Here is a 16,482-nt window from a genome sequence, read left to right as displayed (position 1 = left end):
TAAATATGAGGCACTGAGGGAGATGGCTTTGAAAAAAGTAGCTTAACTGGGTTGTATCGTTTTACTTGACCACGTCATCATGATGGTCAATAAAAAATATTTTGAAATGGCTGTATTTAATGCATTGGCAGATGAGATCCATTGTGCGGACATGTTTTTGGAGAGTGCTAATCATTATGACGACCCAAATAAACAGCTAATGACAAGGGAAGAATTTTATGCTGGCGTTGATAATTATTGTGGCTTAATTCAGCAACCAAGTAAGCCTTCTGAGTTTATTAAAAATTTGCAAGACCAGCATTTTGAAGCAGCGATTCAGACAGATAGTGGTTTCTTGGCAAATGAGTACCTAAGTATTGAAAATGGAGAGCCGGTATTAAAACGAACAGTGACCAAAAAAGAGGATAAAGCCATTACTGCTTTTGTTGATGAAGTTTCAACACGATTACCCCTCTCAAACATCGTTGATGTCTTTAGGGATATTGAAGAATGGTTATCCATCAGCAAGTTTTTTAAACCACTATCAGGCTATGATTCCAAAATCAAAGACTATGGCATGCGTTTTGTTGCCACTACTTTTTCTTATGGCTGTAATGTTGGCCCTGTTCAAACAGAACGTTGTTTACAACAATACAGTCGTAAACAAATTGCATGGGTATTTAATCATCATGTGACTGATTACCGGCTAAGTAAAGCAACAGAGAAGTTGATTAATATCAATAATCAATTCGAATTGCCAAAGTCATGGGGAACTGGCGATAGCAGCTCTGTTGATGGTACATATTGGAATATGTATACCAATAATCTACTGGCAGAGCACCATATTCGCTATGGACAGTATGGTGGCATTGGTTATTACCACGTTTCTGACCAATACATTGCCCTATTTAGCAATTTTATCCCTTGCGGTGTCTATGAGGCGACTTATATTTTTGATGGCGTTATTGATAACGAATCTGATATTCAGCCCAAAACAATCCATGGGGACACAGGGGCTCAAAGTGAGGTAGTGTTTGCGTTTGCTTATTTGCTCGCAATTAAATTGATGCCAAGAATTCGCAATTTTAAACATCTAAAATATTACAGACCTGTTACTGCATCAGGTGTCTTGTTTAAACATATTGATAGCTTATTTACTAATGATAAAATCGATGGGGTGTTGATTGAGGCGCATTACTACGATATGTTGCGGGTAGTGATGTCCATTCAAAATGGTAAAATTAAAGCATCAACCATTTTGCGCAAACTGTGCACGCAAAGCCGTAAGAATAAGATTTTTCAGGCATTTCGTGAATTAGGACGAGTAATTCGAACAATATTCTTGCTCAATTACATCAATGATATTGAATTACGACGAATTATTCATGCCGCCACATGTAAAAGTGAAGAGTTTAATAACTTCATTGATTGGGTTGCATTTGGGCATGATGGAGCTATTGAAGATAATCTACAGGGGATCCAAAAGAAGATTATTAATTTTGGTCGTTTGGCCGCTAATGCTGTTATTCTGCATGTTGTAGCTAATATGACTAACGTGATTAATGATATGAAAACTGAAGGTTATGAAATTAGCCCTGAAATGCTCAATAGTTTATCGCCGTATCACACAGGCCATCTTAATCGATTTGGCTTATTCCTTTTGACGGGAGATAGAGAAAAATTGAGAGTTGAATTTAAGCTGAATTAAAAATAAACAGGAAACGGTCCCCCGGCCGAACCTCTAGTAGGACGCTGCAGCACCTGAAATTAAGCCTATTATGATGCTAAAAACGCTAGAGCTTGGCTCATAAAGTCGAATAAATTCGAGCAATACGGAAATAAGAGTACCAGAAAGAAACCATAAACCTGTCAGTTGACGTTTTGTTCGCTTCATTTGAATCTCTATTATTTATTTCATACAGTGTTCCAAACGCTTTTTTACCTCAACTAACCCCAATTCCCGTAAACAGCGCATATTATTTTCAGGAATAACATCGGTATCACCATAATAGGCAATAGCCTGATCCAGCATTTCTTCTCGTAGAAGATGCAGCATGGGATATGGGGAACGGTTGGTATAGTTGGTAACATCATCTGCTTTCACGCCTTGAAAACAATAGTCCGGGTGAAAAGTTGCGATCTGGTAGATGCCTTCGTATCTGGATTTAGCTAATAAATCATTAGCTAAATCCACAAAATCTAAATACTCAAAAAAATCACTTAGGATGTGTGGGTAAATAAGAACAGTGGTGCCGATTGTCGGGTTTTCCTGTAAGAACTCCACTTCCATCATGAAATCAGCAAGGGCGTCGTCAATGAGCGTAGCAGAGCTGGCTTCGATGCGAGCAGCATTATTATTCATCTCACGTTTTGCGAAGGGACACAAATTAAGCCCAATAACCATGGATTGAATCCATTCTACAGTCTGTTTGATATACATTTTTTCTTGTTCAACTAATTAAGAGTAATGCTTAGTGTATCATATTGTGCTGGAAGAGAGTGAAAGGCTTAGCGCCTTTCACTTAGAAGATTAGTGAGCAGGGGAGATTCGTGAAACCTCTATGGCGAGTAATTTGAAATAATCGTAAGACATATAGAATTCACCAGCATCTCCGACGAAACGACCCCATGAATTACGTATCTTTAATAATCCTTGATGCCTTTGCCCGTTATTGTCAATAGCTACAGCCTTGTCGTCATAGCCTGTAATAATCATTTCATGGCCTGCTTCAATGCTATCCAAGCTCGAGATTATTTCTGGAGTTAGAACCCAGGTGTCTTGGAGGTGAGTGGCTTTATGCTTCGCTAAGGCACCAGCTAAACCGAGATCGGTACGTGGTAAGAGCACGCCAAAAACTAATCGCTCGCCTATATTTAATGCTTGTTTTACCTCGTTTAAAGTAAGCTCGGGATTATTTTCCTGTAATACATTAAACCAGTTTACTCGAGTGCCAAAAACTAATTCGCGCATTGCGATATATTGTGCAGGCTCCATAGTTAAGGCAGGATTATGAGGCAAATAGGTAGGATATTGTTTGTAACCACCACAACCTATGGTGCGTTCCTTTTGCTTATTAACAATTCCATATTGTTGAATTTGATTAAGTACTTGTTCTGCATTGCTGCCATTCCAGCCGCTGGAGCCATAACCCAAATTTTCCAAGTAATTTCCTAATTGTAAATTACACACTTGGCTGACGTAGTCTCCTTTAGCAAGGGCCGCATCAAGAGCCCCTGTTACAGCAAAAGTAACACAGGTTCCATGAATTCCTTGATCCAGTACAGGTACATTACTCATACCTAATTGAATACCAGCAGGAAATGCTGATATATCCGCTTTTAGCGTGGTTTTGGGGTGAGCTAGAACGTGCGCGTGGTTAATTAAATTGTTTTTGGCTTCATCAGAAAGCTCAACGCGCAATAATTGTATTACTTTTTCATTGGAATTTTTATTAACACCATATTGAGCAGAAAGAGTGGAATTAGATTGTTTTAATGTTTGTTTTATTGAACCGACGACAGTAACATCTCCAGCGAAAACCGTACTCGTCATTGATAATGCAAGAATCGAGGCTTGTATTAATCTGCTTGTCATTTGTCTTAACTGCATGATAATCCTTATGTCTAAAAAATAAACTGCTGGATTATTGATCAGTTTGGTTCTTTTTGTCAACATTCAAGGAGGATGGGAATTGGTTTGAGCAATGTGGTCCATGGGTAATGAATGAATGGAAGTAATAGCAGGTAAAGCACCATAAAAACCAAAATAAGTGCTAAATTTATTTTAAAAAATCGTCCTGACATAAAAAACCTTATTTAATCCTTCTTGAATTGCGCTAAAAGCTCGTGATGCATTTAATAGTAAAAGGAAGATACCGAAAATCCGCGCTATTAATGCAGTAGAGGGTTGATTAACATTTTGAATCATGTCTTGGACCTGTAGAGATGCCTGTTCCCCTAAAAAAGAATTGAGCTGCCCAAATATTTGCCCTCGGGCAGCTTCTTCACCAAATAAGGTTCCGGTTATTGAAATACATATTAATAAAAGGGGGGCAAGTGAAAATAAAGTATAATAAGCCAGCGCTGCAGCAAGACTCGAGATTCGATCCCTGCGCCAGCTTTTCAGAACCTCATTGATTATGCTGAATTTTAATATGATAAAAATTTTCATTTACATTATTCAAAATGAACCAAACCAAGCTCCCAGCAAAAATAATATTCACGATGAGTTGATTGGCATATGGCAAGGAGTGTCACAATAGAAATTAACGCTGCGACCAATTCGGCTCCTGGAGCAAGAAGAAATATGCTTGAACCAAAAACGATAATCAGTGTGAGCGCGACTAAAATCCCGAGTATGCCCATGAGCTAGACTCCTTCAAGTAACTCATCGAGATCGAATGAGGAGCGCTTACCAATGTCTGTGGCATGGTTTTTAAGAAACTCTTCGGCCGAACGACGTCCTTCATCTCGCAACATGAGCAAAAATTCCCATTCCGCATTAAGCTTGGACGAATAACCGAGATCAACCATAATGTCAGTGCTCACACGGTGTATCCGCATACCAGCCCATCTTCCTCCTTCGCAATCTTCAGGAATTGCTAATTTTCGTAATAGGGCAATCATGCGAAGTTCCTTCAGTAATACCGCATTGAATGAAACTTCGTTAAGACGATTGAGTATCTCTCTTGCTGATTGAGGAAAATCAGGCCGCGTTACGGGGTTTATTTGTACCAAAATGGTATCTTGTGATTTGCATTCACGTATAAGCGGTGTAATCGTTGGATTTCCTGAATAGCCACCATCCCAGTAGTGCTCACCTTTGATTTCGACCGCTTTGAAAATGATAGGGAGGCAGGCTGATGCAAGAAGGACTTCTGGAGTAATTTCGTTATTGCGAAAGACTTTTCCTCTGCCGGTACTTACATTAGTCGCCGTAATAAATAATTTAATTGAGCTTTGGGGTAGTCGTTTAAAATCAATGGATTCAGTTAAAATATCGCACAGTGGGTTAATTCCTAATGGGTTAAGATCATAGGGAGAAAACACTCTGGAGAGAATATCCATGGTGATAAAAAAAGGAGAGTAATCAAGGGACCATTTCCCCAACATCACATCAAGAGGCCCTCGTTGTAAGAGACTAAAACGAGCAGCATCAGAGACCCGTTTCCAAAAAGCCTCTAGTGCTTCACGTGCTCCTTGTGAACCACCTTTAGTGTACCCATCCGTAAGAACGACTGCATTCATTGCACCCGCGGAGGTACCTGAAATGCCATCGATTCGCAGGTTTTTTTCTTCAAGTAAACGATCTAATACGCCCCAGGTAAACGCACCATGAGCTCCACCACCTTGTAGTGCTAAATCAATCAGTTTTTCAGCCATGGTGAATGACATCCTTTTCGTTGATTATTGGGTTCCTTCTTCTCTACCATTATGGCATAAAATTAGTACGGTTTTTTTCTTGAATAGCCTCTGTTTGCAAAATTTTTCACCTATTCAGTACTCAAGCCGCAGTATTTGGTAAGAAAAATAAAACCCTGGCTACGGCATAATTAACGTGGGTTCTGACGGTCGCTTTATTCCCTCAACTAAAGCCGAAATAAAAGGTGCGATACTCAGTTCCCTGCACTGTACGAGTTTAGATTTTAATTTTTCATTCGCCGGTGCATTAAACACATCAAACTCATTATGCTTATAACAATGAAGCAACCATTGAATTTCGCCTTGAGTAACCGAAGAGAAGAATATTGATTTAAGACGAGAGGGAGGTTGTAATAAACGGCTTTTTTCACTTAAATGCTCAGCAAGACTATTCCTCAACCGCTCAATCAATTCGGGTGCTGCATTATGCTCTTGAACACGTCGATACAATAAAAGACTGAGACTCGAGTTCATTAATCCAATGAGTCGATCTTGTATATTGTAATCCAAGTTTAAAAACCTTTGGAAGTACTGCGGCGTTGTAAGCCAATTCTCGTTTTGGGCCGCAATGTCTAAACGTAATAAATAAAAATCACGCTCTTTATCTGCTGAATTAATTAAACATAATTGCCTTAATGCCGTAAAAAACTCAAGAATAGCGTCCGATAAAGGACGATTTTTATACTCCTTAGCGCCCATTTGCATAATAAAACGTTCCAGCAAAGCAAGGACACCAAGCTCCGGTTTCTTATCAAAATGAGAAAATAAGCCTTCCGTACAAAAAGGAATATCACGAAATTTTTTTATTAATTCCATTGTCTCCATAGACTCATGACAGTTTCTGAAGTCAATAATATCTCTGAAGGGATTATGAGCACCAAAAAGGCTCAACAATAAGGGGCTTAATGCAAAAAAATCACTGGCTTCAGAGTATACACCATCAAGGACCTCCAGTGCTAAATGCTCATGAGTTCCCTGAGGAGCTTGATACGTATCCGTTATCCGTTTAGCAAAATCCAAATCGATATATAAGGCATCCATCTTACGTATTTTTCTATCATCGACTACCTGTTCATTGACTTTTATTTTGACATTATTGCCCGTAATGTCGCCATGCACGATGGGCACACCACTGATGTTATTATAGTGCAGATGATTAAGGCCCAGGATTAATTGCCATGCAAGATCCACTGCTTGAAAAAAGGTCAATTGTTTTATTGGGGAATTCTCATTCAATTCTGGAGCAATATGGAATCCTTCGATGTAATCCATAATGAGTACATCGCGAGCTTCAATAGTTAAAACGGCAATTTCAGAAGCATAATATTGATAGGGGGACGGTTGCTGCTCTCCATCATAGACTTTGATTGCTACGGGCTTTTGTGTATTAATCTCTAGTTTTTCTTTTTCCATTCGTGTTGGTGTCACACCTGACGAGCCTGGCTGTATCAAGGTACAGGAATAACCCTTATAAACTTGATGGCCTAGTTCCTCACTGAAATCACAACAATAGTATGAAATCGTACCCTTAGAATGTTTTACAGGAAACAACGTGTAGGGTAATAATTTGTCGTCCTTTTCTGGAGCTCCCATAAAATTGGCCTTAAATTAAGTTATTGGTTGAAATTATAACATTCTACTATTCCAAGATAAGAAAATGTATTAAAAAATACCGAAATTCTTATCGCAGGATTAACGTACTATACTTTAAATTAAGCAATGTGGGTATATAAATGCCAACTTAAATTATTTAAAGGATTTAAACTTTTCAATTCTTTTACATCCGCTTTTAATGGTTCCTTAATTTAAGAAGCATATAGTAGTTTGGTAAGAAGCAGATTTAATACGGCTTCGTATTTTTGTCATTAATCATAAAGAGGACAATGATATGTTATCTACAAGCGAAGCGGTAAGCACATTAGATGAAGAAAAAACTCGCCGTATTATCGAACTTTATCTAAGAGCACGATTCAAGGAAGGATTTAGTCCTGCTTGGCTAGACACGATGGATAACTATGCTCCGTTAGCAAAAGCACTTACTTTTTTTGACCGATTAGCTAATGACAACTTAAAACTCGCAGCGATAGGCAGCAGTAATGAAGGAACGCGCGAAGATCATAAAGCACAATTCTTGATGCTACAGGACATATTAGAGGATGTAGCTCCTTTAAGTGATGATATCCCACCAGTAGCTAGAGAGTTTAATGAAAAAGATGCTGTTCTTTGGAGCTTGGAACTCAATCAACATTTAGAAAGTCGTTCCTTACGCGATTTGCATGCTCAGAACAGTAATTTAGGTATTGTAGAAAAATTGTTAAATGGAGAGTTGGGAGAAGAAGAATGGCTTGGTGAAGTTGATTTAGAGCGCATGCTAATTAAATTAGGTGTCAAAGACCGAACTCATATTACACGCTTAAATGCTGAGGACATCGGTATGATCTTGCACTTTGAACGAGTCAAGCATGATGGTAGCACAGCCCCCTATACTATCCCTTTATTAATCAACTGTGGGAGTGGCTCTACGCGTAGCCAAGGTTCACATTGGACTTATGCAATGGTTTCGGTAAACCCCACAACCAACTCCGTTACCATTAATTATCAAGACTCAATGCCTCTTAGAGGCCCAGAAGGCGACATTCTGACCGCTGCTATTAATTATTCGGATGGCGCATACAATGCTTTTAGCACGTATGCAACACAAACAGTGAATACAAACTCCAATGGGTTACAAAAAGATGGCTGGAGTTGTGGCTATCGTGCATTAAGAGGGTTAATTACGGCTCCAGGATTTCCTGTTACAGGAAATGTAACCCAAGGAGTTCCTTGGCAAAGGCTTGTCGGTGTGGCAAATAATTCTACTGCTCTGTGTCAGGTAGTGTATGATGAGTTATTAGATGGGGTAGATATTGACCGTCAATATGCCGAAGACATGGCACTGGATCCATCAATGTTTACCTCAACGAGCGAAAAATACCTCCAGCTCGACAGTAAATTTGCTCAGCATTATCGAGAGTTGCTCGGAGGACGTCATGGCGTAGCTCGCCTTGGGGCATCAGAGAATTTTGCGGAAGATTATAGAAAAATAAGTATCATGCTGAGCACAATACGTGTTTCTACCAGCAGAGTAACCGCTCTTAAAGAGCTAAAGCGTGAGTTAAATGAGGTAATAACGAATAATGATTTATCTTCTGACGAAAAACTATTTGCGATTCTCAATGTGATGGGGACTGAATACTCAAAAATTCTAAACTCATTTCGTGGTTCCAATAGTGTATTAGCTGATTACATTAAAGAATTTTGTGACAAGCAAATGGGAGTAGTATTAGATAAAGATCCTCTTTATCGATTTAAAAAAGATGGATTAATGAGTCGTATGCTAGATAACCAGGCAGGAATTAAATTGGAAAGAAACGAGACGGAGTCTTTATTGCCCCCAGTTAAAAAGAAAACAACCGATATAGGCGTATCTCATAGCGCGCCAACAGTAAGAACGACTAAACCCGTTGAGACTAGAGTAACACCTTCGGAAGGCTCAATAGATAAAAAAGGGGCGCGTCTGAATCAAACTGCATTACGCGAGCGTGAAAAGGACGCACGTCTTGGTACCATGTTTGGTCTCACTCAGTTTTGTTATGGCCAAAAACCCTCTGGTGTTGAGCCAGGATTTAGAGCCATTGATTTAAATAAAACATTTTTTAAAGAGTTAAGTAAAATTTTATCCAAAGTTCCTTCTGAGAACGACCCACATCACCTCCATAAATTAGGGGCAGCTCTTGATAATGTCGAGGATCTAAAACGTAAACAGGAAATTTTTTCTGTTTATATTAATACTCATACACCCAAACCATACGCTGAAAGCACGAAACTTAATCCTGGTGTTCAGTGGCTTTGTGAAGAAATCAAAAAGGCAGTCGCAAGTAATCATAACTTACAGGCGTGGATGTACAAGCTTGATTATGCCGAAGGCCAAAAAGAGCGAATCAAAGCTAATAAAGAAGCAATCAGAGAATTCGTAGGTACGCGCTTAGCCGGTATTTTTAGTGAGCAAAACCAAAAGCAAGAACTTGCTTGGGTAAATAATAAAGACGGTGGGGCACATGCCTTATTAGCTTGCGGTTGGAAAAATGGTTTACGTGAACTTACTGATTTTCTTTGTAATGGAAAAGAACCTGATTATCGTGGGGTATTAGTTGAAAATAAAGATGCTCCTCTGAAACAATCCATGCTCATTCCTGGCTTGGCGAAAAATTTAATTTTTGGTGTTGCCATTGGAGACCGTGATGGTATCGGTAAAAATGCCCAGAATAAAGGCTTTGCTGATGGCGCATTCTATGGCTTTGACTACGGTAAGCCGTATGAAGGTGATGGGGTCTGCGATAGTTTGAACGATGATTTTTCATTTGATGATTTTTACGCTAAAGCACCCGCATTTCTTAGAAGAGAAACCGCAGTCGGTCTTGCACGGCACATGATGTACCGAAACTATAGCGTGTTTTATGATACGCCCTTATCTGAACGTATGGTTGGTTTGCACTTATTAAGAAAAATGATCACGGGCGAAAATCCTGATGAAGAAGTGATTAAAAGCAATCCTGGTTTAAGACAAGAGTTACATCGTATTCAAGAAAGTACGCCCACTCCAAAATCTTTATTAAGACAATTAGATCTTATTAGACATAATTGCAGTAATCCAAAAACCATGGCTTTACTCGAAGCTCATGTAATGGCTGTCGGTTCAGGAAAATTATCAAATTTTGATTTGTATTTTTACAAAATCAAAACGGATATTATGGAGATGGCGGTAAAAAGTGGCATGCCTTATGAAGAGCTTTCAGGATACATAAAATTTATTGATAAAATGGCATCACAAGCCTATACCAATAATTCTCGGATATTAAAAACCTTTGCGCAACGTATACCGCTAACTCGACAAGAGCTTGATTTACTCGATAACCTGGAAAAATTTTGTTCACCTACGTCAATTATGTCTGCAGATGGCGAAGTGTTCCTAAATAGGCTACGTTTTGAACCGCAAGATAAGCGTATTCCTTTTCAATTGAAACATGAAGACAATGGTACTTATACCTTGAGTACTACCAATAAGTTCATTGCAAAGACAATAGAAAAGGAATTTGGCTTAGTTCACCCTAGCGTATCTAAAGGAGGAGTGAGTTACGCGCTGACTCAAGATCAACTAAGTAAATTAATGGTCATTGCTGATCAAAAATACAATGAAAAGGTACAAAAAGAATTATTCCATCCTACATACAAAGCAACTGTATTAAAACGTGTTTTGGCAATGATAAATAGTGATAATACGCCTGAAACACCAAAAGCTGGATTTGCGATTAAATGGGAAGATGATGGCCGGTTATCAATACGACTGGAAGCGAAAACGACAGAGCAAGCAGGGCACATACGTAAAATTTTGGGGCTGCACGTGATGCTAAATGAGACTGAGACTATTAGCATTCACCCAAGAACTCTGCAAGTCTTTAAGGAAAAAGTCGATGCTCTTTATGTTCGTGATGGCTACGCAAGCCGTACCAGTGCTAAGTCCAAGGTTGACGATACGGGTATAGAACTTTGCTCAATAGTGAAAACCGTCTCTGAGCCAAGTTCTGGCTCAGAAAAATGGAAAGCACTTCATCAAAAAGAGCATGAGCTAACTCCTACCGAGCAACTGATGAAACGATTTGAAACATTAGTTACTAAAACTGATGTCCTGGTACATATTAGCGATATTCTTGCCGAAGCCCGTCCTGATGTTGTTGAGCAACTGATGCAATACAACAATAATACATTGAGTAATGAAGACAATCTCAATGCGATTATTCAAGATCGATTAGGAGATATTAAAGAAATACCCGATGAGTTAGTAATAACCTCAACGACACCAAGTAATGTTCGACCAGGATTGCAATAGGGAATGGTAGATTCGTCGGCGAAAGCTCTCCTGAAGGTGGTACCAAGAGTTCAAATGCCTCATTCAGGAGAACGTGTCAAGTCCCGTTATTAAAGCAATGCCTTAAAACCTACCTGGCCACACTGACCATTATAAAAATAGTTATATTTATATAATGGTGTCTTCCAGTATTAATAAAAACCATGCCCGTTGTCGAAGAATTAATCCATTGTACACTCACTTGCCCTGGAAATTAAAACACGATCTGTAAGAACATAATATATCCTTAATCTCGCATTGCTATAATAAAAATCAATCCTGTTTTATAAAGAACTCAAATGCCAAAAAAATTAAGTATTGATCAATATTTTCAACTTATTAAAGAAAATCACAGAAAAAACTTAGAAAAAAATATGGTCACTCATCTTGAAATGGCTGGAAACCTAGAGCAGGCCAGATTAGTTAAGCGGTATGTAGAGCTGATTGGTAGTTACCATGAAAGCCAAAATTTCTACCTGGATTACGCAGTAGAACAACCCTCCGCCACAGCAAAAATTGGTCATGGAGTTTTAGCTGGACTTTTAGGTATCGGTGTAGCTGGCACCGCCTATTATTCACAAAAAGTGAGTGCTCCTACTGATATTATCAACCCTTTAGCAGGAACTGGTAATATCGTTGGCGGTGTTTTTAGTGCAGCCCTAGGTGCGGGCGCTGGTTATTTAGCCTATCAGGCATGGTTAGCCAGCACAGGAAGAGCAGCTGATGACGATGCGCGCAAAGAATTCGATGCTGAAATGAAAAAAGCCGGGTTCACTGATAAAAAATATGAAGAGCTATCTAAAGAATTGACCAAACTCTTCCACTATAGAGAATGCCTCTTGTTAGGATTAGAAAATGACGCCCAGAAAAATATGCGTCAGGATTTTGAAGAGACTCACTTAACCCATCGCCAACATTGTGATAAAGATACTCTGAATGCCGCGATTGAAGTCTATTTTTTAGATGAATTAAATAAGTTATTCAATCAAGCCTTTGTAGATATTTATGACATCCAAGATCAAAAGATTCGAGATGAGAAACAAGAATATAAAATTATTAGCTGGCTAAAAAATTATTTTGCCAAGCCTGAAGAGCGAGAAAGATTTACTCAACAATTGCAACTTGAGTTCATGAATCAATGCTTACGTTACTTGACAGCCCAAATGGTTGAACCCAGTTTCATGGCTAAGCACTCTTATATAATAGCCAGTATAGGCGGCTTAATAGCAGGTAGCATTGCCTTAGGGTTGGCTTCACTCATTGTTGGCGCACCTATCAGCTCAGGCATCCTGGCTATTGGCTTGGTCATTACCTGTCTTGCCGCCGTAGGGACTTACTTTGCTGTCAATAATATTGACGGCTTACGATTCAAACGCGACAAAGAAAATCGTGATTCTCTCCAACACGCAAGGGAAAATATTATCCATGAGAGTGCTCGATTAAAACGCCTGATTAAAGATGTAGTCCCCACTACGGGTAAGGATTTGAAACAATTAGAAGACTATAGCACTCAACACGCCTCGGGAGGGTTTGCTGCCTATTTCGATATCTTCAATAGCGGCCGCCAGCAAGTGGCCATGGGTGCGAGTACTGCCTGGATTAGGGAATATGCCATACGCTACCGTCATAGCAAACAAGTAGAAATCAATTTATCGGAACACCATAAAGGCATTATCACAAATGGTGATCAACAAACCAAAGAAATGCAGGATTTGCTGCTGGCAGAAATGCGCTTGAAAGAGCGTGGTGCGCTTCCGATCAAGTTAAAAAATTTTATTGATCATACTCAAGCTTATTTAAAATATTCTGAGAATAAAGATTTTATCAAACGTTTTGAGCTTGTAGAAAAAATCAAACAGCAAGTTATGGAAATCGTGGCTGCAGTTCCACAAGGTACTCGGCAAACTACCTTACCTAAAGAGTTGGTTGATTTTTACACTCTCCCTGTTACCGCAGGGGGACTTGGTGGTTTGCTCCATGATCTGGAGCAAGCTAGGAGCTTGGCGCCTATTGTTACTCCAGAAACAGCGGTGGATGAATCACATCCCTATTACCAAATGCTGGTTACCGCGCAGCGGTTTAACTATGCGTTGACTCAGGATCCAAATAAAGAATCCATCTTCATTGGTGATGCCGATTATCGTGCAATGCTTGGTTTACGAATTGACAGTCCCAGTGCTCACATCGAATCAAAAATTAATCCAGCCAATATTCAAAGTTATTTAAATCATTCGCTGGACTTTCTTTATTCACTGAATAAACCTCTCCAAATTGAAGACTCCACTAACCTGGATACACCTTTTATCAATACGAAAGAATTTGTTTTATACAGAACATTGCTGATTAAACAATTAGCCCATTTGGCTGATCCAACTAATCCTCGCGTTAATAATGAAGTACGACGTGAAATTGAACGATTTGCTCGCGAGAAACTTCACATTGAGCCAGAAATTGTCTTTGATGATGTCTTGCACCAAGGTTTATTTATTCAAAAAGATGTAGATAGCCCCTATTTAAAATACCTAGGTAGAGAGTGCCCAGTTAGTGATCTGGAATATATCGCCGAAGCCATTCGCCTGGATTTAGCTTATACCTCTAAACCACTGACCCCACGAATGATGATCGCCCAGGAGGCTGTCGATTTCTTATTCGACAAAGGTGAGAAAACTATATTTTCATACGGAAAATCCGCTGAGGAACTACTCCCTGAAACAACAGCGGAGTATGTAGCAAAAATAAAAGATACAATTACAACAACAAAAGCATTTATGATATCTCTCGCAGAAAGAAATACCTTGAAAAAGACGGGCACTTTAACAAGTTACATTCATGACTGCATAAAGGAAATTAACGATTTACGTCTACAAATAGCTGAATTAGACAGAGAGGTTCCGATTAAAACAGCAGTAGGTCCTTTTAAATCAAAAGAACTGGCACAAGCGGATCTGTTATTGGGAGAATACGAAGAAGATCTGGAAGAAATTTTAGCCGCCAATAAAGCAGAACAACTAAACGTGTTGGAATCTATATTTCAGTTTGGCCAATTTAAAGTACCCAGTATTGATTTAAGTTTCAATGATTGGGAAAAATTAGAAGAAAGGGATTTAATGGGATCCTCCTGGCTATTATTAGACACAGGGCCTCCTATTTCTGTTAAGCAGGAAGAAAGGATTTTATCGAACATGGATCAGCAAGAATCTGATATGCCTTCCACTCAAGTAACCGCTACAACAAGGACAAATCCGGAAGAACTACATACAGCTCAAGATGACCAAAAGGTGGCGGATGAATCAGTCATTATCATACCAGATAACACCGAAGTTTCTCTTGAGAATTTAACCAAATTCATTAACGCGCTGGAAGAATATCTAAGTGCTTTAGACAAGGAAGCCGAGATCTCATTTTTTAATTATCGAGACTACAGTAAGGGAGCAAGAAAGATGGCCGCTACTCTTCTGCAATCCGCACTTAAAGTATTAAAGGATGGTGACCATCCTGATACTTCTTTATTAAAGAATGGTGTTTATAATAATGATGTTAATCTAAAACAACTAATCAATGCCAATTTGAAAATGATGGAACTTACCCATCTTAGTGAGTTATTTTCTGACAAATGTACATTGGCACCTAATTCAAAATGATATCTTCCCCCAACCTCCTAATCAGATCAGGTTGGGGTTCCGAGCAGCAGCTTACCATTTTAGTCGGCATGAAATTGATTTAATAAATATTTTTCTGTCATAAAAAGTAAATGTGCGATGAACTATGGATTATAATTTTTTTAAGTTTTAATTGAGGCAACTTTATTAAACAAAAGGGTATCGCCATGTGTGCATCCAGCGCTGGGTCCATACATGACAGTGCCTTATAGATGATTAAAAAAAGCCAAGTTGTTCTTAATTAAGACTTTATTTTGGGACGTGACAATCATTGGAACGAAAAGTTACTCTAAGCATTATCATTAATTAAAATTATCCAATTCAAATAAAATTCGGATCATGGCAATCCCAATAGTTTCTTTCCATCTTCTCGTAATTCGCCAGTTGGAGCCACGTGCCGATACAATGTCTGCTTGGTAATACCAAGTTCTTCGCATAACGGACCAATTTTAGTTTCAAGTTTACCTAAAGAAGCCATTGCAAGTCTAAGCTTTGCTGGAGTCATTTTATAAGGGCGCCCACCTTTTCGTCCACGCGCACGTGCTGAAGCCATACCAGCAATCGTTCGTTCTTTAATCATTTCACGTTCAAATTCAGAAAGTGCTGCAAAAATACCAAAGACCAATTTACCAGCAGCGGTTGTTGTATCAATTGCTGCCCCATGACCAGTCAGTACTTTTAATCCAATATTTTTTGCAGTTAAATCATGGACAGTATTAACTAGATGGTGAAGATTTCGTCCTAAACGATCTAATTTCCATACAATTAATGTATCGCCTTCTCGTAATGCTTTCAGACAATTTTGCAGACCTGAACGATCGTCTTGCTTTCCAGAAGCATGATCTTGATAAATGGACTCTTCCTTGACGCCTTCTGCCACTAAAGCATCACGTTGTAAATCTGTTGATTGCGATCCATCTGTTTTTGAAACACGCACATATCCAATGAGCATTTTTATCCTTAATCGCGATTGCAAGCAATTATTTCAGTATTAACAAGAATTTGTTCAACTTGGTTGTTTTTAAATACAACGTGTTTATGCAATCCTATAGAAATGACTGCTGGTGCAAGTTCTTTCATTATATTAATTGCTTCTCGCCTTTGTTGCTCCGTAGCATTTTCCTTTTCTAAAAGATCTACGTTTGCTAAAAAAGCAGCAATTGTACCTTTCCTTACCATTTTTCCATTGATGAATGTACTATCAACCCCATTCGGTAAAATATCTTCTGGTCGTACCAAATTATTAGTCAAAATAATTACTCCTCTTTTTTAATTTTATAGTCACAAAAACGACCGGTTATGTGACTAATCAAAAATGTTCATCAGCATAAATAAAAATAGTCACTTAACTGGTTACTAAATTAACGTCTTTTAAACCATGTTTCAAGTTGATTATATACCAATCGCCATTGAAAGTACTGGAAATTTTTTCTGAAATGAATTAAAAGTATCGGCATTATGAGATTTCATCCACTGAAT

12 protein-coding genes are annotated in these 16,482 nt (G+C 38.8%); 3 read left to right on the top strand and 9 right to left on the bottom strand.

Features of this window, described 5'->3' with window-relative positions; translation table 11 throughout:
• The first annotated feature begins 79 nt into the window (after positions 1-79).
• The gene (locus ACQY7T_RS09390; RefSeq protein WP_428412930.1) at positions 80-1,687 is read left to right on the top strand and encodes a transposase; all 1,608 of its coding nucleotides are present in this window, start codon (positions 80-82) and stop codon (positions 1,685-1,687) included.
• A gap of 33 nt (positions 1,688-1,720) precedes the next feature.
• On the opposite strand, the gene ACQY7T_RS09385 is transcribed toward ACQY7T_RS09390, so the two are convergent.
• The 7 genes from ACQY7T_RS09385 to ACQY7T_RS09355 all read right to left on the bottom strand — a co-directional run bounded on the left by ACQY7T_RS09385 (position 1,721) and on the right by ACQY7T_RS09355 (position 6,993).
• The gene (locus tag ACQY7T_RS09385) at positions 1,721-1,873 is read right to left on the bottom strand and encodes a hypothetical protein (RefSeq protein WP_428412928.1); all 153 of its coding nucleotides are present in this window, start codon (positions 1,871-1,873) and stop codon (positions 1,721-1,723) included.
• Positions 1,874-1,888: 15 nt separating this feature from the next.
• Complete coding sequence (locus tag ACQY7T_RS09380) at positions 1,889-2,419, bottom strand: DUF1415 domain-containing protein (protein ID WP_428412926.1); 531 nt, start codon at positions 2,417-2,419, stop codon at positions 1,889-1,891.
• Between the two features lie 90 nt (positions 2,420-2,509).
• The gene (locus ACQY7T_RS09375; protein ID WP_428412924.1) at positions 2,510-3,589 is read right to left on the bottom strand and encodes a C1 family peptidase; all 1,080 of its coding nucleotides are present in this window, start codon (positions 3,587-3,589) and stop codon (positions 2,510-2,512) included.
• Positions 3,590-3,763: 174 nt separating this feature from the next.
• On the bottom strand, positions 3,764-4,150 hold the full coding sequence (locus tag ACQY7T_RS09370; protein ID WP_428412922.1) for a YihY/virulence factor BrkB family protein: 387 nt from the start codon (positions 4,148-4,150) through the stop codon (positions 3,764-3,766).
• 5 nt (positions 4,151-4,155) lie between these two features.
• Complete coding sequence (locus ACQY7T_RS09365; protein ID WP_428412920.1) at positions 4,156-4,344, bottom strand: hypothetical protein; 189 nt, start codon at positions 4,342-4,344, stop codon at positions 4,156-4,158.
• A 3-nt stretch (positions 4,345-4,347) separates the two neighbouring features.
• On the bottom strand, positions 4,348-5,361 hold the full coding sequence (locus ACQY7T_RS09360; RefSeq protein ID WP_428412919.1) for a patatin-like phospholipase family protein: 1,014 nt from the start codon (positions 5,359-5,361) through the stop codon (positions 4,348-4,350).
• 159 nt (positions 5,362-5,520) lie between these two features.
• A complete protein-coding gene (locus ACQY7T_RS09355; RefSeq protein ID WP_428412918.1) occupies positions 5,521-6,993 on the bottom strand; it encodes a protein kinase domain-containing protein in 1,473 nt (490 codons plus the stop codon).
• 295 nt (positions 6,994-7,288) lie between these two features.
• Here ACQY7T_RS09355 and ACQY7T_RS09350 point away from each other — a divergent pair, with 295 nt between their 5' ends.
• The gene (locus ACQY7T_RS09350) at positions 7,289-11,326 is read left to right on the top strand and encodes a hypothetical protein (protein ID WP_428412916.1); all 4,038 of its coding nucleotides are present in this window, start codon (positions 7,289-7,291) and stop codon (positions 11,324-11,326) included.
• 317 nt (positions 11,327-11,643) lie between these two features.
• On the top strand, positions 11,644-14,985 hold the full coding sequence (locus ACQY7T_RS09345) for a hypothetical protein (protein ID WP_428412914.1): 3,342 nt from the start codon (positions 11,644-11,646) through the stop codon (positions 14,983-14,985).
• A 355-nt stretch (positions 14,986-15,340) separates the two neighbouring features.
• Here the strand turns inward: ACQY7T_RS09345 and ACQY7T_RS09340 are convergent, their stop codons facing one another.
• Together ACQY7T_RS09340 and ACQY7T_RS09335 are read right to left on the bottom strand one after the other, a co-directional pair.
• The gene (locus ACQY7T_RS09340) at positions 15,341-15,955 is read right to left on the bottom strand and encodes a recombinase family protein (RefSeq protein ID WP_428412913.1); all 615 of its coding nucleotides are present in this window, start codon (positions 15,953-15,955) and stop codon (positions 15,341-15,343) included.
• Positions 15,956-15,963: 8 nt separating this feature from the next.
• A complete protein-coding gene (locus ACQY7T_RS09335) occupies positions 15,964-16,254 on the bottom strand; it encodes a hypothetical protein (RefSeq protein ID WP_428412911.1) in 291 nt (96 codons plus the stop codon).
• Positions 16,255-16,482 lie beyond the last annotated feature (228 nt).

Source organism: Legionella sp., assembly GCF_965140895.1.
GTDB lineage: Bacteria > Pseudomonadota > Gammaproteobacteria > Legionellales > Legionellaceae > Legionella.
Note: the sequence above shows the minus strand (reverse complement) of the source record. Positions and strands in the feature narration are given on the sequence as shown.